This is a genomic window from Lysinibacillus sp. F12 (assembly GCF_057773605.1).
Map to the genome: position 1 here is coordinate 412,479 of NZ_JBYMLP010000003.1, position 24,581 is coordinate 437,059.

Consider the following 24,581-nt stretch of genomic DNA (forward strand, 5'->3'; position numbering starts at 1 on the left):
GTGTGGGTAAATGATTCCTGGAGAAATCCGACCAAAGAAGGGTGTAATTGAAATCAATGTAGGCAGGGCAACCAAAAAGGTACTAGTAGCCAATACAGGAGATCGCCCGATTCAAGTAGGTTCACATTTTCATTTTATCGAAGTCAATAGATTTCTAGAATTTAATCGAGAAGATGCAATCGGTATGCATTTAAATATTCCATCGGGGACGGCCGTTCGCTTTGAACCTGGGGAAGAAAAAGAAGTAGAGCTTGTCGAATTTGGTGGTAAGCAGCATGTCTTTGGCTTAAATAAGCTAACAGAAGGGTCTACCCATCATAAAGATGAAATTTTAGACAAGGCAATTGAAGGCGGCTTTAAAGGAGCGGAAGAAAAATGAAGGTAACACATGAAGCTTACGAGAAAATGTTCGGTCCTACAGTTGGCGACAAATTGCGTTTAGCCGATACGGATTTGTGGGTCGAAATTGAGAAGGACTATACATCCTATGGAGATGAAGGTGTCTTTGGTGGTGGTAAATCATTGCGTGTTTCGATGGGGCAAAACGGTAAAAATACACGCAATGAAGGTGTGCTAGATACCGTCATCACAAACGTCGTCATCATTGATTATACGGGTATTGTGAAGGCTGATATCGGTATTAAAGATGGTCGAATTATTGGCATCGGCAAAGCTGGCAATCCGAATAGTATGGATGGTGTCGATCAGGACATGATTATCGGCGTAGGGACAGAGGTATATGCAGGTGAAGGGCTTATAGCTACAGCAGGTGCTATTGATACCCATATCCATTTCATCAGTCCCGATCAAGTAGAGACGGCCCTATTAGCAGGAACAACTACTTTTATTGGCGGCGGAACAGGACCAGCAGCAGGTTCAAAGGCGACAAGCTTAACTGCAGGTGAATGGCATCTACATCGCATGTTACAGGCCATGGAAGGCTTTCCAATCAATGTTGGACTACTTGGAAAAGGCAGTGCCTCAGACCCAGCACCAATTATCGAGCAAGTTCGTGCAGGTGCCATTGGTTTGAAAATTCATGAGGACTGGGGGGCAACACCTTCTGCACTAGACCAAAGCTTAACTGTTGCAGATGAATACGATATTCAAGTAGCCCTGCACTCCGATACATTAAATGAAGCAGGATTTGTAGAAGATACAATCAATGCCATCGGTGGCCGTGTTATTCATATTTTCCATACGGAAGGTGCTGGTGGTGGACACGCGCCAGACCAGCTAGTAATGGCATCTTTACCAAATATTTTGCCAGCTTCGACGAACCCTACGAAACCATTTACAACGAACACGATTGATGAGCATTTAGATATGCTGATGGTGTGCCATCACTTGAAGCATGATGTGCCAGAAGATGTCGCATTCGCAGATTCACGTATTCGTCCTGAAACGATTGCTGCAGAAGATATTATGCAGGACTTAGGAATCCTGAGCATTATGTCTTCGGATTCACAGGCGATGGGCCGTGTGGGAGAGGTGACGATTAGGACGTTCCAGACAGCAGACAAAATGAAAAAGCAACGTGGACCTTTACCACAGGATGAGGGCAAGGAGCATGATAATTACCGTGTCAAGCGCTATATGGCGAAGCTAAATATTAACCCAGCAATTGCACATGGTATTAGCCATGAAGTAGGTTCATTGGAAGAAGGAAAATTAGCCGATATCGTTTTATGGGACCCAGCATTCTTTGGCGTAAAGGCAGAAGTGGTCATCAAGGCTGGTATTGCCGTCTATGGGATTACGGGAGATCCAAATGCATCCATTCCAACACCACAGCCAATGAAAGGCCGTCAGACTTATGGCTTCTATGGACAGGGTCCTCAAAATTGTGGCATGACATTTTTACCAAAAATAGCTGTCGAAGAAGGTTTGCCAGAAAAATTAGGCTTGAAAAGAATGATTGGGACGGTTTCGAATTGCCGAAATATTCGCAAATCTGACATGAATCTAAATAGTGAGACGCCAGAAATAGATGTGAATCCAGAAACCTATGAAGTAAAAATTGATGGAGAATTAGCAACATGCGAGCCAGTGGATGTACTACCGATGGCTCAACGATATTTCTTATTCTAAGCAATTAAAGTGAGTGTAACAGCCAATAAAAAGACGATGAGGTGCTAAACATATGTTAATTGAAAAAATCATGGGGAACATTGCACACGAAGAAGAACATCATGAAAAGAAAACAGAGTGGATTGAACTAGAGTGGGAGGAATTAAGCAAACGAATCCTACGCACAGAAACAGATCAAGGTACAGACATTGCTTTACGTTTAGAAGGGAATGAACCATTAAAATATGGCGATTTATTATGGGAGGATGAACACCGTCGTATCGCCATCCGTACAAAATTAGAGCCTGTTATTGTTATAACGCCAAACGACATGCATGAAATGGGAAAATCAGCTTTCGAATTAGGGAATCGCCATACCCCTTGCCTAATTGAAAACAATGAAATCATCGTACGAGCGGATCATACGATTAATCCATTATTAGATGAAATAGGGGTGCACTATGAAACAACAGAAAGACGTTTCAAGCAGCCATTCAAATACCGTGGACACTCTCACTAATTTATCGATACTGCAACTATTGCAAATTCATGATTCGGCATTTCCAATAGGTTCTTATACACATTCCTATGGTATGGAAACGTATATTCAAGCAGATCTCATTCGCACAAAGGATCAATTAATCGAATTTTGTCAGGGCTATTTATTTCATAATTTAGTGCATGGAGATGCGATACTAATTAAAGAAGCATTCCACGCAGCAAAAGACAGAGATCTTGCTCGTCTTACAGAGCTGGATGAACTTTGTGGGGCTATGAAGCTGGCCAAAGAATCTAAAGAGGCGAGTGTAAACGTAGGGAAGCAATTTGTGCGAACGGTGACACCACTTATGGAATGCCCTTTTTTATTGCAATGGAAGGAGAAAATTGAGCGTGAAGAAGTGAAGGGACATTACGCTGTGCTTTATGGAATTTATTGCGAGGCACTTGGTGTCAATGTCTTTCACGCAGTGATGACCTTTATGTATGCTTCAATTAGCGGCTTAGTACAAAATGCTGTACGTGCAGTACCATTTGGTCAAAATACAGGTGTCCAAGCATTGAATGAGCTATTGATTTCGGTAGAAGAAGCAGCGCAAACAGTGATGTTGTTAACGATGGATGATTTAACGAATAATGCGTTAGGGATTGAATTGGCATCCATGAAACATGAGTTTTTATATTCCAGATTATTTATTTCATAGAAAGAGAGAGGATAACAATGAAACCAATACGTATTGGCATCGGCGGCCCAGTTGGGTCAGGAAAAACGTCATTAGTAGATCAATTAACACGTGTGATGCATGAGCATTATCAAGTAGCGGTAATTACCAATGATATTTACACAAGGGAGGACGCCCAATATTTAATTACGAATGGTGTTTTAGCCGAAGAGCGTATTATTGGGGTAGAAACAGGAGGTTGTCCTCATACAGCTATTCGTGAGGATGCATCAATGAATTTTGCAGCGATTGATGATTTAACTAAACGCTTCAAAAATTTGGATATAATTTTCATTGAAAGTGGTGGGGATAACTTATCTGCAACATTTAGTCCTGAGCTAGTGCATGGCTATATTTACGTCATTGATGTGGCAGAGGGACAGGATATCCCACGTAAAGGCGGTCCAGCGCTAACGCGTTCAGACTTACTGCTAATCAATAAAACATCATTGGCGCCTCATGTGGGGGTCGATCTAGACATCATGGATCAGGATGTGAAAAAAATGCGTGGTGGCCGTCCATACATTTTTGCAGATGTTCGTTCTCAAACGAATGTAGATAAGGTGGTTGAATGGATTCAGCACCATATGCTACTTGAAGGTGCAGAAGCCGTTGACAACCATGGTTAATCCACAGAAAATAAATCATTTTGGCAAATTAGAAATGGCCTTTGAGCCTAGGAGGGGCTATACACGACTGGTTCATGTGTACCAACAGCCTCCCCTAAAGGCTAGCCGTGAATTATATGAAGGTAGTGATCCAACTGCCACAGTATTCTTGATGGAATCCTCTGGTGGGATGGTAGCGGGAGACCGCAATGAAATCAATGTCAAACTTGCGTCAGGAAGCCGAGTAAGGCTGAAGCAACAATCGGCATTGAAAATCTATCCTTCCCATACAGGCGATCATTGTACCCAGGCTATTACCGTTGAGATGGCTGATGAGGCACGATTAGAATGGCTCCCTGAAGTAACTATTCCATTTGAACGAGCCAAGTTTCAAGCAGATACAACCATTCGCATGAAGGAGAGCTCGACATTAATTTGGGGTGAAATTGTTGCACCAGGTCGAGAAATGCGAGGGGAAGTCTTTGATTATCAAGCCTACCAGTCGAAATATAAGGTCTATGTAGAGGAACAACTTATTGCGTTTGATTCCATCCATTTCAAACCACAGGAAATGAATTTTGCAGCGCTTGGCTTGCTCGAAAAAGCACTTTATATCGGCTCTTTATGGATTGTGTCACCACTAGTGAAAAATCTTAACATGCGAGATTTACAGGATTTAATTCAACAGGAGCAATCTCTTCAGGCAAGCGTAACAAAGCTAACAGATCAGGCGATTCATTGTAGATGGCTCGCCAAAGAGCAACGAACACTTCACAAGGAAATAAATCGTATGTTTGAACAGATGACAGCATTATTGTAATTTCTGTTGTGATAAAGGAGATAGTGAATTGAAAAAGTTTTCAGTATGGATACTTCTAATGATACTTTGTCTTGCAGGCTGTACGAAAGAGTCCAGTCAAGGCGAGGAGAAACAGTCATCTGCTTTGTCGTCTTCACAAGCAAATGAGCTTGTTTTTGCGTCAGAGTCTGAGTTTGCAGGTTTAAATCCTCTTTTAGAGGAAACGAATTTAGATGCCTTTTTATTTAGAGGTTTGATGCGTTTCGATGAACACAATGTACCAGTATTTGATATGGCTAAAAGTATTAAAATATCAGATGACCAGATGACGTATACAATTGTGATTAATGATCATGTGCTATTTCATGATGGGCAGGCTTTAACGGTGGACGATATTATTTTCACCATTGAAAGTATTCTTGACGATGCAAACGGCTCCTATTTAAAATCTGATTTTATCCATGTGACGGGCATGAAAAAAATCGACGACACGACAATGACCATCCAATTAGATGAACCATTTACACCGATGCTAGACAAATTAACTGTGCCTATTTTGCCAAAGCATGCCTTCGAAGGACAGGAAATGAGAACCGCTTCATTTAACCAACAACCAATCGGCGCAGGGCCTTATAGGTTTGAACAATGGGATAAAGGGACAAGCCTGACGCTAAAAGCATTTCCTACTTTTTATGGGACAAAGGCTTCGATTGAACAAGTCATTTTTAAATTTATCCCTGATAGCAATGTGCGTGCCCTACAGCTAAAATCGGGTGAGGTGGATATTGCATTACTTGATCCAAATCAGGTTGAGGAACTGTCAAAAGTCGAACGTTTAAAAATGTACGAGGTTGAATCCGCTGATTATCGAGGTGTTTTATTTAATATGAAGTATCCTATTTGGAAGGATGTTTCACTAAGAAAAGCAATTAGCTACGCAACGGATCGTGCAGGCATTGTAAAAGGTATATTACATGGCTATGGAACAGAAGCTTATTCACCGCTACAACAACATAATTTTGTAAATGAAAAAATCGAACATTATACTTACGATGTAAAAAAAGCAAATAAGCTGCTCGAGCAAGCAGGCTGGCAATTAGCCGATGACGGTTTCCGCTATAAGGATGGTCAAAAATTAACATTTACCATTACTGCGCCCATAACTGATACTGTGCGTGTAAATATGGCCAATTATGTGGCAGAGGGCTATAAAGCTGTTGGGGCAGATGTGAAAGTGGCCGCGCTAGATTGGAGCAATATTGTTATTGAAGAAACAGAAGCCTTTATGGTTGGATGGGGAAGTCCCTATGATGCGGACCATCATACCTACAGCCTATTCCATTCTGGAGAATCCAGTCTCACAAGTGCTGGCTATAATTACGGCAGCTATGCCAATGCAAAAGTAGATGCATTGCTAGAGGAAGGCCGTACTACAGTCGATCCTGAGCAACGTAAGAAGGTCTATATGGCATTGCAGGAGGAGCTAGCTCAAGACCCACCTTTTGCCTACTTTGCTTATGTAGATGCTGTATATGGTATCGATAAACAAATTAATGGTGTTAAAGAGCGAATTTTAGGTCACCATGGGGCAGGCTTCTTATGGAATGTTGAGGAGTGGAAATGGAATGATCGCTAAATGGCTTGGGAAGCGAATGATAATGGGGACAATTGTCCTCATTATCGTGAGCTTCCTCTCTTTTTTCATGATGCATGCCGCTCCTGGTAATCCCGCAGCAGCTTATTATGGAGGCAATGCCCAAACATTATCGACCGCAGAGAAGGAACGTATTGAACAAGCCTTTGGACTCGATCAACCTGTTCTCTTACAGTATGGACGGTGGTTAGGTGAAGCACTACAAGGTAATTTGGGATATTCAGCTAAAGAAGGAAGACCTGTTTTGACGATTTTACTTGAGCGGTTACCCAACACACTACAGCTCGTTGTTCTGACGTTATTTCTAGTAACGATTGCCTCTATTTGGCTAGGCTTACAGGCTGGCATGAGGGAGGGCTCATTACTCGACCGCGGACTTTCCATCTTTAGTATTGCAAGCTCAGCCATACCACCATTTTGGCTAGGCATAGTATTCATCATGGTCTTTTCCATAACATTAGGGTGGTTTCCATCTTCAGGAATGAATGATGTGCGGGGCAACGGAGGGTTCATGGATCGTTTATATCATATGGCACTCCCGCTTATAGTCCTCGTGATGTCGCATGTGGGCATCTTTGCCCGTTTTTTGCAGGATAGTGTGAAAGTAGAGAATCATAGCTACTATGTTCAAGTAGCACGCGCGAATGGAGTACCAGAACGTGAAATTCGAAGGATGATTTTACGAAATGCTGTCATTCCTTATATCAATTATGTTGGGGTGACCATCCCATCATTTTTCGGAGGCTCCATTGTGGTCGAAACATTATTTGGTTGGTCAGGCTTAGGACAGCTTTTGGTAAAATCCGTCATGCTCAAAGATTTCCCCGTTTTGATGGGGGCTATTTTAATCATAGGCGTGGTCGTGGTCATCTGTTTATTCGTCATTGACATACTGATGATTGGTTTGAACCCTCGATTAAGAAGAGGGGGCTTTGTATGAGAAAACAGCGATATCCGATTTTTTGGCTTGTGCTTTTAGCTCTTATTTTTACAACGACTATTTTTTCTTCATTATTAGCTCCTTTTGAGCCTAATGTAATGGATATGAATCAAATTTATCAAGCACCTAATGCCACACATTTATTAGGGACTGACCAGTTGGGTAGAGATGTTCTTTCTCGCTTATTGGTGGGGGGGAAGGTGACGCTATTTATTGCCATTGTATCGGTCGTCCTATCTAGCATAATTGGTATCATATATGGGGGCATAAGTGGTTATTTTGGTGGTGCCATTGATGCAGTAATGATGCGTATTCTCGAAGCCTTTTTAACAATTCCTTCATTGGTCATCGTGCTAGCTCTACAGGCAATGATGCAGGGCAGTATGTGGCATATGGCGATGGTGATGGGTATCACGGGATGGTTTGTGACAGCTCGTATCGTCCGCTCAGAATTTATCCGATTAAAGGAGCAAGAGTTTGTGCAGATGGCGAAAATGTTCCGCACGCCGTTGTGGAAAATTCTCTTTGGCCATTTATTACGTAATTGTATGCCTGCGATATTTGTGGTAACCATTTTTAATTTTGCTGGGGCTATTTTTACCGAAGTTTCCTTAAGCTTTTTAGGAATTGGTGTCCCACCAGCTACTCCATCATGGGGAACAATGCTGTACACAGCGCAAAATGATTTACTTGTGGGGGCTTGGTGGATGGGTCTTTTCCCTGGACTGTTAATCTTTATAACGATTTTATGTGTGCAAGTTATTGGAGGTACTTTCAAACAAGGAGGGAACCGAACGCATGTTTAAAGTTGACAATTTGGCTGTTCAATTAGACGGCAAATCCCTTATTCAAGGCTTGACTTTTACTGTACCTAAAGGTCAAATTACCGCTATCATTGGCGAGAGTGGCAGCGGCAAAAGTACGACCCTTTCAGCTCTGCTTGGGATGCTACCAGCACGAGCAACTATGGAGGGTTCCATTGTATTTAATGAAAGAAATGTCATGACAATGTCAGAACCGGAGCGTGTGAAGCTACGCAAAAAGCACTTTTTTACCATTTTTCAGGATGCAATGAATAGTTTTTCACCCACCCAAAAAATAAAGCATCAACTCTATAGGTTGACCGCTTCGAGGCTAGGGCAAAAGGAAGAGGAATTTTTAGATAAAATCACAGCCATTTTAAAGGAGTTAAACCTACCTAAGGATGTGTTAAATCGCTATCCATTTGAGCTTTCAGGTGGCATGCTACAACGCTGCATGCTTGCCTGCGCCTTCTATCATGAACCAGACGTTTTGATGGCGGATGAACCAACCTCTGCTCTAGATATGCTCCATCAACAAGAATTTATCAAATTGCTAAAAAATCTCCATGCCCGCTTAGGGACGACGATACTATTGATTACGCATGATTTAGGAGTTGCTAAGATGGCTGATTCTATTCTGGTGATGAAAAATGGCGAAATAGTAGAAAGTGGGAGAATGTCTGAAATTTTTAAGGAGCCCAAGCATCCATATACGAAGCAGCTTGTCGCTCATCATTTTTAGGAGGCGGTTGATATTGTTGCTTCATGTAAATCATGTTAGTAAAAGCTATCAAGCAGGACAGCAAGTATTACAGAATATAAACCTAACCGTGGGAAAAGGTGAAATCGTAGGACTCGTAGGAGAAAGCGGCAGTGGGAAAAGTACTTTAGCCAAAGTGATAATGCAGCTAGAAAAGCCTGAAAAAGGGGCGGTGTTTTTTGAAAATCAATTGATGACGAAGCAAAATCGCTCGCATTTTTATGAGAACTGCCAAATCATTTTTCAAAATGCTACGGCTGCCTTAAATCCAGTATGGACCGTCAAGGAATTGTTACGTGAGCCTCTAATGGCAGCACATAAGTCTTTGACTGATCGCGAACTACAGATAATGCTAGAAAAAGTGATGCTCCCAACCGATATATTAGAAGCCCTGCCATCTGAGCTAAGTGGAGGGGAGCGACAACGGGTTAATTTACTAAGGTCGATTTTAGTCGAACCCCAACTATTAGTTTGTGATGAAATTGTTTCGAGTTTAGATCGCTTGATTCAACGAGAAATGATAGATTTATTAATAACTTTAAAAAAAGAAAAAAACATGGCCATTTTATTTATATCGCACGACTTAAAGGCGGTTTCTTATTTGTGTGATCGTATTTATGTCATGAAGTCGGGTAAAATTGTCGATGAGAGCCATAAAGGCGAAGGTGGCTTTGCTTTTACAGACCGATATGCGCAAATGCTGTTTCAAGCCGTAGTATGATTAATCCAAAAACACTTTCCTTATTTGAATGGAAAGTGTTTTTTATTCTTGCAGCAATGATCTAAGTGGGGCAATCAAATCTTCAGAGATGCTATAAATCGTATGGGTATCCTTCACGTTCATCAACGTTCCCTTTTGCCCCATTTCCCCTACCCAAAGATGGAAGCCATATTGGTTTCCATCCATATCCACTACTTGTACATCATATGGAGGGGTAGCCATATTAACAATTCCCTTATTTCTCACAGCAGTAGTAATGACTTCATGGAACATTTCAAGAGACTCTTCATCCTCATATTCTTAGATAAAATCAGTATTCACAGTGTCAAATCCTTCGCCGTTAGAAATGCTGACCTTCGCCATTTTTCCACTGCTAGCTCTTTATCCGTACAGCCTAAAACAACTATAGCTAGGAGGGACATGATAATAAATAGGAATGCTCGCAATGAACCCCCTCCTTACAGAAAAAATAATACCAAAACTTGGAGTCGTAGCCTGGTTCTCTTCATAATATATTAAACAAACAAAAGCTGAAAGGGGATAAAGAATGGGCTTATTTGATGGATTAATCGGCAATGCAAGCGAGGTGAATTTTGAAAAATTACAGGAGGAGGTCAAAGATTTATTAATTCCAAACGAAACCATCAAAAATGCCTATAAAATTATTAGAGACATATTTATTTTTACGAATAAACGATTAATCCTCATTGATAAGCAAGGAGTTACTGGTAAGAAAACGGAATACCATTCGATCCCCTATAAAAATATTATTCATTTTTCAGTAGAAACGGCTGGTACATTTGATTTAGACGCAGAGCTAAAAATATGGGTATCAGGCAGTTCGCTACCTATCCAAAAAAGTTTCAATAAGGCGACCAATATTTATAAAGTGCAAAGTGTTTTAGCGCAGTATGTTTTAGTATCGTAATGATGAAATAAAGCCACCATCATGAATCACATTCAAAGCCCGCATAGATGCGAGGCTTTTTTGGCTGTGCTTAGAAAGGGGGAATAGGGATGGGGAAATTACTATGTGAGGGGTGTATGCTGTCGCCCCGTTCCAATTAGGGAGCAAGCGCACAGAGCTTAGAAATTAGCAAAGAAACGCTGACTGGTTCTACCTTACGCATAACCTTTTATATTGTAAAATAATAGATATATTTCAATAATATTGCTAGAATTCAATGGATGGAACTGTTTTTTGAAGAAGTGTGATTCGTAACATTAGATTGTTGGGGGGTGAGGGAAATGGTTGAAAAAATTGAAATGAATAATAAATCTATCATTTCATTAACGCTTGGTATTCTTTCTATCATCGTACCATTTATTGGATTAGTTCTTGGGATTTTCGGAGTAGTTTTATCAAGAATGGCAACAAAGGAAATTGCTAAAAGAAATGAAAATGGCAGAGGTTTGGCAATTTCTGGTTTAATTTGTAGCGTGATCGGGATTATCATTCAAACCTTTGCAGTATTGTCTATTATCCTTTTTTATTCAATTACTGGTGTTTAGCTTAGTATTTGACCTTAGAAAATACCGTTTTAAGTTGGACGGGAAGAGGAAAAGTGGAAATGGCCATGAGTCAGGATACCAGCCTGTTACGAATACACACCATAAACCTCTTTTTTTGTGTTGAAAATGCATGACCTTCCCAAGCCCCCTGTTTTTAAGATTTTGCTCAAAGCTTTTTTTCTTTTTGAAGAATAATAGTTATACACATTACTATTTGTAAAGATGGTGAAACGATGGAACAGATGCTAAAGGAAATAATGTCTCCAAGTCATCAATATAAAGTTCAAATTATAAAACGGAGAGATGGTCTTTTTACAACAGAAGTATATATGTGGCAAGAAGACTGCGGATATGAATTTTGGAGTCCTATTAAAAAAGGATTGAGTTTGATTGAGACTGAGGAAGTAGCCGTAACAGTAGCCATTGAACAATTAAGACAATACTCTGGTGAAGTTATTACTCTTTAGTTACATCACTCAACGCTGTCAGATGTAGCGAGAATCGTTGAATCGCGTAGTTGTGCGTATAGGTTTGTCTGAGGTGCGTTTATAGGTTGTTTATGTTAGTATTTCAAAATGATGCAAGTGTCTTATCCCGATTTAACTCGCGGTTTTGCGTTAAAAAAATGAGCGTAGGAATCCCCTGCGCTCGTAACTCATTTTATCAAATATTACATAACTAATAACCTAAAATAAAAGTGTCGTAACTCCTTTTTTAAAAGCCGTTAATCATTCGCTAAAATTTATTCTCATGCGAGTATGTACGCCGAAAAATAGATGAAGGTGATACGGATGTTAAAAGAAGATATTCGGTAAAGGACGTATTAGGACAAAACATTAACTAGTGTCGTTGATTTAATATGTGAAAAAGACGACCATTTTGCTGATTCGTTGGAAAAGACCAGAACGTATAGCGGTAAAGAAATTGAAGCTATTCAGTATTATGCTGCGTAGAAAATCCGAGGGGATTTCGAAAGAGATGACCCGCATGAAGCTGAGGAAGTATCATACTATCAAAGTAAATAGGAAGACATGTTGTCAGAATTTCAGAGTTTGTAAGATTAAGTGAAGAAATGGTTTGGAAAATATTGTGATATTTGACTTTAGAAATCCACTACTTTACAATTGATTTTAGTAATCTAATAGGAATGTGGAGTACACCCGATTCCTATGACAATTGAATAGCGTGTAGTAATAGGTGTAAATTGCGTGCAATTTGCTTAAAAGGGAAGTCGGTGTGAATCCGACACTGTCCCGCAACTGTAAATGTGAGCGACTTTTCAGCAACCACTGTCAAATGATGGGAAGGGGAAAAGTGGCGATGACCATGAGTCAGGATACCTGCCTGTTATGAGTACACACCATAAACCTACGAGGAATAGGAGGTGGCATGTTGACAAAACAGAATGCTCTGTTCGTCACAGTACGTCAAACGCCCAAAGTTCATGAAAGGGTTCATTTTCGAACTCCTTCACATTTACTTAGGGTTTGTTTGGCATTGTGTGATGAATCACATTAAAGCGAAGGATTTCCTCAAACATAGAAGGAAGTCCTTTTTGTTTTGAAAATATGTACGCAAAGGGGATGCACATAGGATGAATATTCATGCAACGATAACACAGGAAACGCCTTTTGTAGATATGACCATTTGTAAGCAGCCAAGGACAGAAATTGCTAAAAAAGCGAAAACAAGAATGGTGGTTGAATCACTGATTGATCAATTATTAGCAACGAAGCTGATTCGCAACAACCGCTTTTTTGAGCGAATTTTATATAATAAAGACATTATTTGGATAAGAAATGGTGAGGTAGAAGGCCATCTTTTTGCTCTGGCAACGTTAACGGATCAACTGAAAACGAAGACGAATAGCTTTATGATGTATATGCCGACGAACCCTATTATATATGAGGTGAACGGGGAGCCGTATCACTTAATTACACGCATTGATTCAACACGAGCAAAGCCTAACCTTGATCGCCTTTCACAAGAGCCCAATCCCGTGTTAAGCGCTGCACGTGTCAATGATTTACTATGCTCCATTGTTATACGTTTTTATGAAACTTATATAAATGATTTAATGGAAATTTCTCATCAGGATCAACTAATCGCATTCGCGCAGCAGGAATATAAACAATTTCTGGATGCGGTTCAGGAGTTAAATGGTGATCACTTAAATTGGCATCCACGAGGGAACGGCCATGAGCTATTGTTAACATTAATTGATCAACTACAAATATTAAAAAGTCAGCCTGGTAAAGTTTTAATCGACTTCACTAATACGCAGGGCTATGTGGTGGTTGAACCTGCTTATCAGGTCCATAAGCCCTCAAAGAAAGCTGTCGGTGCGATATGAAAACAAGCCCTCCATGAAGCGGGGGGCTTGTTTTATTTATGCCAGCGTATCATGCTTCATCTGAGGCTATTAGCCTAACACACCGTCCTTGCAAATACTTTACTTGACTTATCCCTGAAAGTGCATGGCTGCTTGAGCCTCTTGCCAAGGGACAGTATAGCCTTTGCCTTTAGCGCAAAAAATGCTGGAAGAACTGTATTCAGGGTCCGCATTTTTATCATAGCCTATCTGGGCTATTACTTCTTCTGCATTATGACACACATCATAGCCATCAAATTGGAGGGTAAGTGAGCCTTTCCCATTGGTATAGGCAGCAAAGATTGTGCTATAGCTCATAAAGGTTGCTACAGGTGCACGTCCTGTCAAAACAACGTCAGTTTCGGTGAGGTCTGGGTCGTCGAATGTGCCGGCAGCCTGTTGAATGTCAGTCATCATACGGCCAATAAAATCATTGGAAGCTTTCATTTTAAAGCGATAATATGGCTCAAGCAGGATGTTCTGTGCTTGTTCTAGTCCTTGACGTAGTGCTCGGAAAGTAGCTTCTCGGAAATCACCACCAGAGGTATGCTCATTGTGACCACGCCCCGTTAATAGCGTAAAATGAATATCTGTGACGGCGTAGCCTGTGAGTAAGCCGTGATGATCACGCTCAAACAAGTGCTTCTCAACGAGACGCTGGTTGCCCACTGATAAATCATCGGCATGACAGGCATTACTAAAGGTAATTCCTGCTCCGCGTTCATTAGGCTCCATTAATAAATGAACCTCTGCATAATGCTTGAGTGGCTCAAAATGACCGTAGCCTGTAACGGTTGTCCCAATTGTCTCCATATATAATATTTGCGGCTCTCCAAAAGAAATGTGTAATGCAAAACGTTTCAATAACACGTCAATCAGGACTTCTAACTGAATGACACCCATTATGTGCACATGGATTTCCTGAAATTTTTCCTGCCACACGACACGCAATGACGGCTCCTCGGCCTCTAGTAAACGGAAAATCCTTAATACTTCTTTTATATGTTGCTCACCCTCATATTGAACTTTTGCCTGTAATGTAGGGACAAGCTCATAGGGCAGTGATAGCAATTTACTGCCAATTCGATCCCCAATATTTGCCTGACTGAGCCCTTTAACAGCGAAGATTTCACCAGCCTCAACTTGCTGAACAGTTTCAAATCGACTGCCGTTATATAGGCGAATTTCTGTTACTTTTTCTGTGATATCTCCAAATGTAAATTCATCCCGAACATGTAACTTGCCTGTAAGGGCCTTGATGAACGTTAAACGTTGATGTCCATCATGGCGTATTTTAAAGACCTCTCCTTGAAAAGGTGCTTCTGGCTCGAAGTGAGTACCCGTTAGGAATGGAAGTTGAGCAATAAATTCCTCAATGCCTTCATCCTTCAACGCAGAACCTATAAAACAAGGAAAGGCATCCTCATTTTTAATCATCGTTTGTAGTCTAGTCATGCATTGGCGATGTTCCAATGTTTCATTCAAAAAGTTATCTAGCAGTTCTTCATCACGCTCTGCCAGCAATTCCATAATCGTGCTTGAAACATAGTTTTCCTGCAGTGGTTCATCTATGAGGATTACATGTTCTGAGAAATCCTTATGCAGCTGAGTCATAACAGCTCTCACATCTGCTCCGTCACGATCTATTTTATTAATAAAAAAGAATGTAGGGACATGATAGTTCCGTAAAAGCTGCCATACAGTTTCTGTATGACCCTGTATACCCTCTACAGCACTAATAATAATGATGGCATAATCCATGACACGAATGGCACGCTCCATCTCAGGGGAGAAATCGACATGCCCTGGTGTATCGATCAGCGTATATGTATCGTCGCCGATAGTCATGCGACCTTGCTCGGCAAATATTGTAATGCCACGTTTACGCTCAAGCTCATGATTATCTAAATAGGCATCCTGATGATCGACACGCCCCCGCGCTTGAATACTATTGGTATGATAAAGCATTTGCTCAGAAAAGGTTGTTTTTCCTGCATCAACATGAGCAAGAACCCCAATCGTCTTGTACATACTAAATCCTCGTTTCTATAGGTGGCTATGTTCTCATTGTATCAGAATACTAGCACAAATAATTCTTGTAAAATGATTCGTCTTTTTGTCGAAATAGTGCTAATATAATGATGATTGCAGATTTTGCAATTTACTCTGATTGCGAATTAACTCATGAACTGCTAGTCTATCAATAGAATGAATAAAACATATTGGTGCAAATGGCATTTGTCATTTTGCTTAAAAGGGAAATCGGTGTAATTCCGATGCTGTCCCGCAACTGTAAATGGGGAGTCTATACAGGATGCCACTGTAGTTTAACTATGGGAAGGTGTATAGATGATGAACCTAAGCCAGGATACCTGCCAGTATGTGTATGCTAACTAAGAACCACGAGGATGGGGATAGTGATAAAGGTAACTATACCGTTTTTTCACTATGCTACTCTCTTGGCGACAAGAGGGTTTTTTTATGCCCTTCCAATGATCCTGGTAGCAAAGAAGTCTCTGATTTCTTTCTATATTTATGACAACAAAGGAGAAAAGGACATGAAAAAATGGAGAAGTATATGGCTGGTCATGCTCATCGCGCTCATCGCAGTTTTAGGAGCGTGTGGTACAAAGGACAAGCCTGAATCAGCAACGCAAACTGAAAAAGTTGAACCGTCTGAGGCGACAACGACTGAGGTAATCATTAAAAATAATGGAACTACCCAAACCTATAAGGAAGCACCTACAAAGGCAATTAGCTTAAATCAGCATGTAACAGAAATTATGCTTGCATTAGGGCTAGAGGATTCCATGGTAGGGACTGCTTATTTAGATGACGAAATCTACGAGCCGCTTCAAGCAGCCTACGATAAAGTTCCTGTTCTTTCAGATCAATACCCAACGAAGGAGCAAGTCATTGATGCCGGGGCAGATTTCTTGTATGCAGGCTGGAAAAGTGGCTTTGGTGAAAAAGGTGTAGGAACACCAGAGGAGCTTGAGGAATTAGGAATTCATACGTATTTACATACAGCTTCTAATATGACAAAGCCAACATTAGAGGATATTTTCACTGATATTCGTCATATTGCAGAAATATTCCGCGTGGAAGATCGCGGCGAAGCATTCATTGAACAAATGACAAAAGATGTCGAAGAAGTTCAAGCTAAATTACCAAAAGATAGAGAAAATTTACGTGTTCTAGTCTTTGACAGTGGTGAAAAAGATGTATTCACAGCTGGCCAAAACTTTATGAATGAGCTGGTGACAATCGCTGGCGGTCAAAATATCTTTGGAGATGTGGAGTCAGGGTGGACAACCGTGTCGAAGGAAGATGCAGTAGATCGCAATCCAGAGGTGGTTGTCATAATTAATTATGGTGAAACAACGGCTGAACAAAAGATAAATTTCTTAAAAAATGATCCAGCCTTGAAGGAAATGGAAGCAGTCAAAAATGATCGCTTTGTCATCCTTCCACTTTCAGCGGCATCTGAAGGGGTCCGTGCAGCAGAGGCCATTCAAATTTTAGCTAAGGGCTTCTACCCAGAAAACTTTTAAAAATTTCGAGCTAGCAAAGTGCTAGCTCCTTTTTCTTAAGGAGCGATAACTATTGAACGCATTTCGTCAAAACATACCAGATAAAACATTTGAGACCCTTAATCAGCAAGGTGGATTTTCGCGATTAGCAGTAAGCCCTGGCATTATCAATAAGCATTACACACCAGCCCAATTTCAAAAAATAGCAGAAATTGTAGGAGAGAAGGGAGCCATTAAATACTCGGCTTCCTATAGCATATTATTATCGATTCCCTCTAGTGAATTAACTGAAGCTACCCGTGCCTTACAGGAGGCTGGACTGTTTGTTGCATCGTCAGGGCCTCATATTGTTATGAAAGCATGTGATTTTTGTGACGGTGAAAAAATGGAAGCAGTTCCTCAAACAGAACAGCTCTATCAGGCGTTGGATGGTATAACCGTGCCTGCAAGAATGCGAGTCAATGTGAATGGCTGTGCATCCGCCTGTTATAATCCCACATATGATGACATCGGTTTGGTCTATCAGCATGAGAGCTTTGATGTTTATCTAGGAGCCATTCCTATGGGGACGAAAGCACAGGCGGGTACTCTCTTTGCAAAGAGAGTAAGGATCGACCATATTGAAAATTTTTTGCTACAAATCATTCGTCTTTATCAGGACCAAGCTCGTTCCAATGAACCTTTTTATAAGTTTTATCGCAGAACAAAATCGAATGCGGATTGGGAACTAGTAAAAAAATCGATCGAGTAGCAGGAATAATACTTAGGGTGTCGAAATATTGTAGTAGAGCATAGAAAATGACAATACAAAGGAGCAAGAACATGACATCTAAACAAGGGATTCAACCAGAGGATCTTTATCGCTTGAAATCAGTGGCAGATCCACAGCTCTCACCTGATGGGACTGAGGTAGTTTATGTAGAGACACGTATTGATGAGAAGAAAAAGGACTATATATCTAATTTGTTTTATATGAATTTAAAAGACAAACGTCCTCAGCAATGGACATATGGTGACTATCGGACAAGCTCTCCTGTGTGGTCGCCAGATGGCAGTCAAATTGCTTTTTCTTCTACAAGATCAGGCAAGCCGCAAATTTTTGTGCTTTCGAAAACAGGTGGGGAGGCAAAACAAGTAACGTATTGTAAAAACGGTGCGTCAACGCCTGTCTGGTCTCCATGTGGAGAGAAAATTGCCTTTTCCGTTATGCTCGGTAAAGATGAAACTATTCTAGATAAAGTTGAAGATGACAAGAAAGAAGAAAAAGAACTAAAGCCGCTAGAAATCGATAAGATGAAACATAAATCAGATGCTGGTGGATTTACGGATATGGACCAGCATACCCACATCGCTATTGTCGATTTAAAATCTGGTGACTTAGAGCAAATGACAGAAGGGAACAAGCATTGCCATCTGAGTACATGGTCGCCCGATGGCAACTATCTTACGTACTTAGCAGATCAAGCAGAGGATTTAGATTTTTCATTTAATGCGGATATTTACTTATTAGATATAGAAACAAAAAAGAGTCGCAAGGTAACCGAGGGAATTGGCTCTTATTACCAAACATCATGGTCTCCTAATAGCCGCTTCCTTTCCTTCGTTGGGGGAAAACGTGAGTTTGAAAATGCCACACAAGCGAAGCTATGGATTTATGATATGGAACAAAATCTGCTCAACTGTGCCACAAGTGAATTTGATGCCCCTGTCGGTGACTATGTCATCGGTGATTTCCTGCAAGGGGTAGCAGCTCCACCTGTGCAATGGATGAATGATAATCATAGTTTCTACTTTCAAGTAACAGATCACGGCAATGCGGCAATTTATTTTGGTAATGTGGATGGAGAGATTTATCCAGCTATTCACGATGATCAATATGTTTATGGATTTTCATTAGATGCTCAAAATGACCAAGCAGTTGTCGCAATAAGTACGACAACAAATCCGGGCGATTTATATTACGTCAACTTAAAGACGGGTGAAAAAGAACGGTTGACAACCGTCAATGAAGAAGTTTTAAAGACGAGAGAGATAGCTGTTCCTGAGAGTATTGAGTTTGAAGGAGCTGAGGGCTGGAAGGTCAATGGCTGGATCATGAAGCCAGTGGGCTATGAAAAAGGGAAGAAATATCCTCTTATTCTTGAAATCCATGGTGGTCCACATGCGATGTACGGCAACACTTATTTCAATGAATTCCAAATCCTAGCTGCTCAAGGCTTTGCGGTGCTGTATACAAATCCGCGCGGAAGTCATGGCTACGGACAAACGTTTGTGGATGCAGTACGTGGTGATTATGGTGGCAATGACTATCAAGACCTAATGGCTGCAGTGGACTATGCTTTAGAGCACTATGATTTCATTGATCAGGATCGACTAGGTGTAACAGGTGGGAGCTATGGTGGCTTTATGACCAACTGGATTGTTGGGCATACGAACCGCTTTAAGGCAGCAGTTACACAACGCTCAATTTCAAACTGGATTAGCTTTGCAGGTGTGAGTGATATCGGCTATTACTTTACAGACTGGCAAATACAAGCGGGGCTCGATAATATGGAGAAGCTATGGCATCATTCTCCATTGAAGTATGTAGACAATGTTGAAACACCGTTGCTCATTTTACACGGTGAAAAAGATTATCGTTGTCCGATTGAACAGGCGGAGCAATTATTTATCGCCTTGAAATATCGTAAGAAAGAAACAAAATTCGTCCGCTTCCCTGAATCGAATCATGAACTGTCAAGAAGCGGAAAACCAACATTAAGAATTCATCGTCTGGAATATATACGAGATTGGTTTGTGGAAAAACTTTAACAAAGAGGTGGCTTAGGAAGTGAACATACTTCTTAAGCCTTTTTTATCGAAAAAAAGAATCACAGCAAAGTGTGATTCTAGATCAGTTAGTCGATTTTTTGAATAAAAACGACCTTCAAATAATTAAATTCAGGATATTCACGAGGCACACGGAAATCCTTTGGTAAACCATATTCCTCTACAATTTTATAGCGTGTACGAGTCTCTTTAAATGCTTGGTCGATAAATCCTTTAAACTTTTTCATACCGAAGCTTGCATTATTTGTAGAAGCCACAATAATACCATTTTTGGCTGTAATCGCAATTGTATCCTTCAGTAATTTTGGATAGTCCTTCGCCGTTGAGAACGTCATTTGCTTTGTACGAGCAAAGCTAGGTGGATCTAAGACAACAAGGTCAAATTTTAATGCGTGACGCTGTGCATATTTAAAATAATGAAAAACGTCCATTACTTTTATATCCTGGGCTTCATAATCAATTTGATTGACGCTAAACTGCTCAATTGTTTTGGCTAAACTGCGCTTCGCAACATCAACACTTGTTGTTTTAATAGCTCCTCCAAGCGCGGCTGCTACTGAAAATGCCCCTGTGTAGGAGAAGGTATTAAGCATATTGGCTGTGTTTGCATAGCGCTCACGAATAGCTAATCGTACTTCCCGTTGATCAAGAAAAATCCCTGTCATCGCACCATCATTTAAATGGACTGCATAGGTCATCCCATTTTCCTTGACCAAAATTGGAAATTCGCCAGGAGTCCCCATAACAAAATCATCCTGTTCCATATATTGGCCTTTACCATCAAATCGTTTTTTCTCATAAATAGCTTGGTAGTTGATGGTTTCAGCAAGCGCCTCATAAACGACTTCTTTCAATGAGTAAATACCCTCGCTATACCAACTCACCATATAGTAGCCATTAAAGAAATCGATCGTTAGGCCACCAATGCCATCACCCTCACCATTGAAAACACGGAAGGCTGTTGTATGTTCATTCTGGAAAAATGCTTCTCGGAGTTGTATGGCTTTTTTGAACTTTTTAATGAAAAAAGCTTTATCGATGGTTTCATTGATATCAGTCGTCAAGACCCAGCCAATCCCTTTATTTTGAATACCGAAGTAACCTGTACCAATAAAACGATTATGGTGATCCATCAGCTTAAGTAGTGTCCCTTGCTCGGAAGGGAGTTGTCGTGCATCCACCGCATCTTTTGAAATTAATGGGTAGCCTTTTTTTAATTGATCAGCAAAAGGCTGCTTTATTTGTAGGGCAATTGTTTGTGTCATGTTGTCATCCTTTAAAAAACGTTTTGCTCTATTATCGCACTGTTTGGACGGGATAGCCAAACTTATTTCAGGAATTCAGCAATTTTTGCCACTGTTTCGATGGTCGCCTCTTCAAAATAATGCATCTTGCTAAAATAGCTATGAATCAAACCAGACATGGTCATATGCTCTACAGGTACTCCTGCGTCCACCAGTTTTTGGGCATAACTTAAACCTTCGTCAAAGAGTACATCTGCCTCTGCTGCAATGAGGAGGGTTTTAGGCATATGGCTTACATCCTCAAGTTGTAGAGGAGATACAAATGGATTCGCATAGTTGGATTCCTCTGTATAGTGCTGAGAAAACCATTGCATACCTTTTTTATCGAGGCCGAAATTTTCACCATAAGCCTGATAGGATACGGTCGTGAAATCTACATTCGTAACGGGATAAATGAGTACTTGTGCTTGCAAAGACGGACCACCCGAAGAAGCAGCTAAGTGGGTCACGACCGTTGCTAAATTTCCGCCGGCACTGTCCCCAGCAACCGTCAACTGAGCAGCATCGCCGCCAAATGCTTTGATATGGTCATGCACCCATACTAAGCTATCGTAGGCATCCTGTAATGGAGTTGGAAAAGGAAATTCTGGAGCTAAACGATAATCTACTGAAACGACAATAGCTTGTGCTTGTTCTGCTAATAGCTGACAGCCAGCATCAACTGACTCTAAATTACCATATACCCAGCCACCACCATGATAATAGACAATAACCGGTAATGGTTGGTGATGAATAGGGATATAGAGTCGTAGCGTAATTTGAGCACCATCACGCACTGTAATTGCTTGTTCTTGTATGGACGCAAGTGTTGGTTTGTGTACGGATTGCCATGGCATAACCGTCCGCATCGCACGAGCTTCCTGTGGTGTGACTTGATAGTAAGGTGTCACACCATGCTGAGCTTGAATATAATGAACAGCTTCTTTTCTTAATGTAGTCATCCTCATCATTCCTTTATCTTGACGTTTATATCTTATATTATAAACTATTCATATAATTTTACTAGGATTTAATTGTAGAAAAAGAAAAATCTTTTATAAAAGAGGTGAAATGATTGAATTGTGTTTATAATAAAAGGGAAGAAAGTATTTGGAGGGACAGTATGATTTCTTTAATTGTGGCACATGATGACAACCATGTAATTGGGTATAATAACGGAATGCCTTGGCATTTACCTGGAGATTTGCAGTATTTTAAAAACAAAACAATGGGCAAGCCAATGATTATGGGCCGAAAAACGTTTGAATCCATTGGTCGTCCACTACCAGGACGTCGTAATATTGTTATTACACGAGATGAAAATTATCGTGCAGAAGGCATTGAAATTGTGACAAGCCTAGAAGAAGCAATAGCAATGGCAGGGGATGTACAGGAAATTATGATTATTGGCGGCGAGCAAATTTTCCGTTTATCGATGGAAATAGCAGATCGCTTATATATTACGAAAATCAATCATTCTTTTCAGGGCGATACCTTTTTCCCAAGCTATGAGCAGGATTTTGTAGAGGTTGCTGCTGAACAGCCTGAAACAGCTTCAGAAGGCTATACATTCCAATATCAAATTTTTGAACGTAAATAACATGGAGAGACGCACGGTTTTGCTAGACCGTGCTACTTCTATATTTAGGGGAGATATTGATGCGCAACATAGTATTATCGAGTGGAGAAAATGTTTATGTTGATTGCTTGAGCTGTGCAATCATAAGTGGACAAATCGAGCCCAATGGGGGTGTTCTAATTGAAACGGATTATTTTCACGCCCATCAGGATATAGCTTATCCAATAAAGGGATTAGTTATAGTAGCCTCAAAGTGTCATATTCATTGCTTGGATGAATTAAATAATGACGAAAAACTGGATTACATCCATCTCTTAACAAAAATAAGACAAGCTCAAAGGGAAGTATTGGGCATAGCATACGTTTATTATTTTTACAACGAAGATATGACTCATCATTTCCACATTTGGATGGTGCCCCGCTATGAATGGATGAATGCATTCGGGCGATCCGTTGAATCCTTGAGGCCCGTGTTACTTCATGCCAGGAAAAATATGAATAATGAGGAGCATGAAAAAGAAGTAAGGGAAGCGATTAAGCTTTTAAGAGATTCCATAAAAAATCGCTCCTTGTGAAGAAGGGCACTGAAAAAGTCCATATCTTTTTTTCATTTGGCACTGTGACTCTACTGTTGTTTTCCGAAGCATTCCGCTCGCTTTCCGCGGGCGAGCGCCGAGTCTCCTCCTACGCTTCGCTTCGTGCGGGGTCTCGTCTGTCTCGCTTTCCCGCAGGAGTCGAGCGATGCTTCTGCAAACAACGCAATGTATCATACTATTATTTTAGTCACACTTTCCTTTATCATAAAAGAATGAATATGTAGGTGGAGCCCCAATGATTTCAAATCAGGAAACCCTTACTTTAAGTCCATACATGGCAATCTATGATATTGTTGTGCCAAAAGATAACATGCTTCGCCAGGTCAATGAACTTGTTGAATTTTCATTTTTTTTAGAAGAGCTAAAAACAAAATATTGTTTAGATAATGGACGTAATACCATTCCTCCAATTCGCATGATTAAGTACTTATTATTAAAAGCGATGAATGATGTATCAGACGTCGACCTAGTAGAGCGCTCAAAGTATGATATGTCATTCAACTATTACTTGGATATGGCAACAGAAGATCCAGTGAGACAGAAATAAGGCACTTCCTGTTCAAAATTGAACAAGAAGTGCCTTATTTTTATCTGAAAAAGGTTCGATTTTATGAAAACATAAGTTTTTCAGTGCCCTCTTATGAAGGGAGCGACTTTTTTATAAATAGAAGTACACACAAGCGTACATGGAAGCACAGCCAGCTAGCACAAAAAGATGCCATATTGCATGGTTATAAGGTAGAGAGCGCCAAGCATAAAAGATGGCACCAATCGTATAAAACAGCCCACCCGCTAGCAATAAAGCAAAGCCGTAAAAGCCTAAGTATAGATAAACGGGCTTAATAGCAAAAATGATTAACCAGCCCATGCCAATATAAAATATTAAAGATAGGACTTCAAAACGATTGATGAAGAAACATTTAAAAAGAACACCTAGGACAGCCAATGTCCAAATAATACATAACAAAGTCAAACCTAATGTGCCACCAACGGCAATTAATAAAAACGGCGTATACGTACCAGCAATTAAAATGTAAATGGACGAGTGGTCCAAAATAGCGAAAAAGTGTTTATATTTTTCTGGCATACTGTGTAGCAATGTGGACATTAAAAACAAGATGATGACAGAGGCACCAAAAATACTAAAAGTAGTAATATGTAGAGCATTACCTGTTTGCACAGCTGTAAGCAGTAAAACAACTAGAGCCGGAATACTTGCAATAAAACCAATACCGTGTGTAATGGCATTCCACAGCTCTTCCTTCCAAGATTTATAGTCAAATGAATCAATCATTTACAACAC

General features: G+C 40.5%; 26 protein-coding genes, 1 pseudogene and 2 riboswitches. Of the genes and pseudogenes, 21 read left to right on the plus strand and 6 right to left on the minus strand.

Features of this window, described 5'->3' with window-relative positions; all coding sequences use genetic code 11:
* The first annotated feature begins 10 nt into the window (after positions 1-10).
* From AC3CH7_RS16035 to AC3CH7_RS16085, 11 genes are read left to right on the plus strand one after another with little or no spacing between them, the layout of a single operon-like run.
* Positions 11-379 (plus strand): urease subunit beta, encoded by a 369-nt coding sequence (locus AC3CH7_RS16035; protein ID WP_012294326.1) that lies wholly within the window; start codon positions 11-13, stop codon positions 377-379.
* Positions 376-2,091, plus strand: coding sequence for an urease subunit alpha (ureC, locus tag AC3CH7_RS16040; RefSeq protein WP_488381492.1), 1,716 nt, complete (start codon positions 376-378; stop codon positions 2,089-2,091). The genes AC3CH7_RS16035 and ureC overlap by 4 nt, the downstream gene beginning before the upstream one ends.
* 52 nt (positions 2,092-2,143) lie before the next feature.
* Positions 2,144-2,590 carry an urease accessory protein UreE gene (locus AC3CH7_RS16045; protein WP_197148377.1) on the plus strand — a complete coding sequence of 149 codons (447 nt, stop codon included), beginning with the start codon at positions 2,144-2,146 and terminating at the stop codon, positions 2,588-2,590.
* The gene (locus AC3CH7_RS16050) at positions 2,532-3,272 is read left to right on the plus strand and encodes an urease accessory protein UreF (protein WP_488381491.1); all 741 of its coding nucleotides are present in this window, start codon (positions 2,532-2,534) and stop codon (positions 3,270-3,272) included. The genes AC3CH7_RS16045 and AC3CH7_RS16050 overlap by 59 nt, the downstream gene beginning before the upstream one ends.
* 17 nt (positions 3,273-3,289) lie before the next feature.
* Positions 3,290-3,919: an urease accessory protein UreG gene (gene ureG, locus AC3CH7_RS16055; RefSeq protein ID WP_036168136.1), complete on the plus strand. Its 630-nt coding sequence runs from the start codon at positions 3,290-3,292 to the stop codon at positions 3,917-3,919.
* Positions 3,912-4,718, plus strand: a complete 807-nt coding sequence (locus AC3CH7_RS16060) for an urease accessory protein UreD (RefSeq protein WP_036162731.1) — start codon at positions 3,912-3,914, stop codon at positions 4,716-4,718. Before ureG ends, AC3CH7_RS16060 begins: the two co-directional genes overlap by 8 nt.
* Positions 4,719-4,746: 28 nt before the next feature.
* Positions 4,747-6,333 carry an ABC transporter substrate-binding protein gene (locus tag AC3CH7_RS16065; RefSeq protein ID WP_422762399.1) on the plus strand — a complete coding sequence of 529 codons (1,587 nt, stop codon included), beginning with the start codon at positions 4,747-4,749 and terminating at the stop codon, positions 6,331-6,333.
* The gene (locus AC3CH7_RS16070) at positions 6,323-7,291 is read left to right on the plus strand and encodes an ABC transporter permease (protein WP_036216051.1); all 969 of its coding nucleotides are present in this window, start codon (positions 6,323-6,325) and stop codon (positions 7,289-7,291) included. Before AC3CH7_RS16065 ends, AC3CH7_RS16070 begins: the two co-directional genes overlap by 11 nt.
* Positions 7,288-8,097, plus strand: a complete 810-nt coding sequence (locus tag AC3CH7_RS16075; RefSeq protein ID WP_099805175.1) for an ABC transporter permease — start codon at positions 7,288-7,290, stop codon at positions 8,095-8,097. Before AC3CH7_RS16070 ends, AC3CH7_RS16075 begins: the two co-directional genes overlap by 4 nt.
* Positions 8,090-8,836 carry an ATP-binding cassette domain-containing protein gene (locus AC3CH7_RS16080; RefSeq protein WP_099805174.1) on the plus strand — a complete coding sequence of 249 codons (747 nt, stop codon included), beginning with the start codon at positions 8,090-8,092 and terminating at the stop codon, positions 8,834-8,836. The genes AC3CH7_RS16075 and AC3CH7_RS16080 overlap by 8 nt, the downstream gene beginning before the upstream one ends.
* Positions 8,837-8,849: 13 nt before the next feature.
* Positions 8,850-9,575 carry an ABC transporter ATP-binding protein gene (locus AC3CH7_RS16085; RefSeq protein ID WP_180276554.1) on the plus strand — a complete coding sequence of 242 codons (726 nt, stop codon included), beginning with the start codon at positions 8,850-8,852 and terminating at the stop codon, positions 9,573-9,575.
* Positions 9,576-9,617: 42 nt separating this feature from the next.
* On the opposite strand, the gene AC3CH7_RS16090 is transcribed toward AC3CH7_RS16085, so the two are convergent.
* The gene (locus AC3CH7_RS16090; RefSeq protein WP_243432698.1) at positions 9,618-9,848 is read right to left on the minus strand and encodes a YhfM domain-containing protein; all 231 of its coding nucleotides are present in this window, start codon (positions 9,846-9,848) and stop codon (positions 9,618-9,620) included.
* Between the two features lie 44 nt (positions 9,849-9,892).
* A complete protein-coding gene (locus tag AC3CH7_RS16095) occupies positions 9,893-10,021 on the minus strand; it encodes a hypothetical protein (RefSeq protein WP_279382353.1) in 129 nt (42 codons plus the stop codon).
* 101 nt (positions 10,022-10,122) lie between these two features.
* On the opposite strand from AC3CH7_RS16095, the gene AC3CH7_RS16100 reads away from it, so the two are divergent.
* From AC3CH7_RS16100 to AC3CH7_RS16115, 4 genes are all read left to right on the plus strand, one after another.
* Entirely contained in the window at positions 10,123-10,503 is a 381-nt protein-coding gene (locus tag AC3CH7_RS16100; protein WP_012294339.1) for a PH domain-containing protein, read from the plus strand.
* 320 nt (positions 10,504-10,823) lie between these two features.
* On the plus strand, positions 10,824-11,087 hold the full coding sequence (locus tag AC3CH7_RS16105) for a DUF4190 domain-containing protein (protein ID WP_036216056.1): 264 nt from the start codon (positions 10,824-10,826) through the stop codon (positions 11,085-11,087).
* Positions 11,088-11,320: 233 nt separating this feature from the next.
* A complete protein-coding gene (locus AC3CH7_RS16110) occupies positions 11,321-11,554 on the plus strand; it encodes a hypothetical protein (RefSeq protein WP_012294341.1) in 234 nt (77 codons plus the stop codon).
* A gap of 711 nt (positions 11,555-12,265) precedes the next feature.
* A riboswitch (cobalamin riboswitch) is annotated at positions 12,266-12,449 on the plus strand.
* Positions 12,450-12,681: 232 nt separating this feature from the next.
* On the plus strand, positions 12,682-13,440 hold the full coding sequence (locus AC3CH7_RS16115; protein WP_036168153.1) for a hypothetical protein: 759 nt from the start codon (positions 12,682-12,684) through the stop codon (positions 13,438-13,440).
* 108 nt (positions 13,441-13,548) lie between these two features.
* Here the strand turns inward: AC3CH7_RS16115 and AC3CH7_RS16120 are convergent, their stop codons facing one another.
* Positions 13,549-15,489, minus strand: a complete 1,941-nt coding sequence (locus AC3CH7_RS16120) for a GTP-binding protein (protein ID WP_488381490.1) — start codon at positions 15,487-15,489, stop codon at positions 13,549-13,551.
* 175 nt (positions 15,490-15,664) lie between these two features.
* A riboswitch (cobalamin riboswitch) is annotated at positions 15,665-15,852 on the plus strand.
* A gap of 164 nt (positions 15,853-16,016) precedes the next feature.
* Between AC3CH7_RS16120 and AC3CH7_RS16125 the strand changes: the two genes are divergently transcribed.
* From AC3CH7_RS16125 to AC3CH7_RS16135, 3 genes are all read left to right on the plus strand, one after another.
* Complete coding sequence (locus AC3CH7_RS16125) at positions 16,017-17,012, plus strand: ABC transporter substrate-binding protein (RefSeq protein ID WP_447402943.1); 996 nt, start codon at positions 16,017-16,019, stop codon at positions 17,010-17,012.
* Between the two features lie 52 nt (positions 17,013-17,064).
* Complete coding sequence (locus AC3CH7_RS16130; protein WP_488381489.1) at positions 17,065-17,742, plus strand: precorrin-3B methylase; 678 nt, start codon at positions 17,065-17,067, stop codon at positions 17,740-17,742.
* Between the two features lie 71 nt (positions 17,743-17,813).
* Complete coding sequence (locus AC3CH7_RS16135; protein WP_488381488.1) at positions 17,814-19,802, plus strand: S9 family peptidase; 1,989 nt, start codon at positions 17,814-17,816, stop codon at positions 19,800-19,802.
* An 86-nt stretch (positions 19,803-19,888) separates the two neighbouring features.
* Here the strand turns inward: AC3CH7_RS16135 and AC3CH7_RS16140 are convergent, their stop codons facing one another.
* Together AC3CH7_RS16140 and AC3CH7_RS16145 are read right to left on the minus strand one after the other, a co-directional pair.
* Positions 19,889-21,085 (minus strand): class I SAM-dependent rRNA methyltransferase, encoded by a 1,197-nt coding sequence (locus AC3CH7_RS16140; RefSeq protein WP_036161571.1) that lies wholly within the window; start codon positions 21,083-21,085, stop codon positions 19,889-19,891.
* Between the two features lie 62 nt (positions 21,086-21,147).
* On the minus strand, positions 21,148-22,065 hold the full coding sequence (locus AC3CH7_RS16145; RefSeq protein WP_036168167.1) for an alpha/beta hydrolase: 918 nt from the start codon (positions 22,063-22,065) through the stop codon (positions 21,148-21,150).
* Between the two features lie 161 nt (positions 22,066-22,226).
* On the opposite strand from AC3CH7_RS16145, the gene AC3CH7_RS16150 reads away from it, so the two are divergent.
* The 3 genes and pseudogenes from AC3CH7_RS16150 to AC3CH7_RS16160 form a co-directional block, all read left to right on the plus strand.
* The gene (locus AC3CH7_RS16150; RefSeq protein WP_031419846.1) at positions 22,227-22,703 is read left to right on the plus strand and encodes a dihydrofolate reductase; all 477 of its coding nucleotides are present in this window, start codon (positions 22,227-22,229) and stop codon (positions 22,701-22,703) included.
* 59 nt (positions 22,704-22,762) lie between these two features.
* The gene (locus AC3CH7_RS16155; RefSeq protein WP_488381487.1) at positions 22,763-23,257 is read left to right on the plus strand and encodes an HIT family protein; all 495 of its coding nucleotides are present in this window, start codon (positions 22,763-22,765) and stop codon (positions 23,255-23,257) included.
* Between the two features lie 256 nt (positions 23,258-23,513).
* Positions 23,514-23,813 (plus strand): annotated as a pseudogene (locus AC3CH7_RS16160) (transposase); the annotation flags it as partial.
* A gap of 123 nt (positions 23,814-23,936) precedes the next feature.
* On the opposite strand, the gene trhA reads toward AC3CH7_RS16160, so the two are convergent.
* Positions 23,937-24,572 (minus strand): PAQR family membrane homeostasis protein TrhA, encoded by a 636-nt coding sequence (gene trhA, locus AC3CH7_RS16165; protein ID WP_036168196.1) that lies wholly within the window; start codon positions 24,570-24,572, stop codon positions 23,937-23,939.
* Positions 24,573-24,581: the final 9 nt, after the last annotated feature.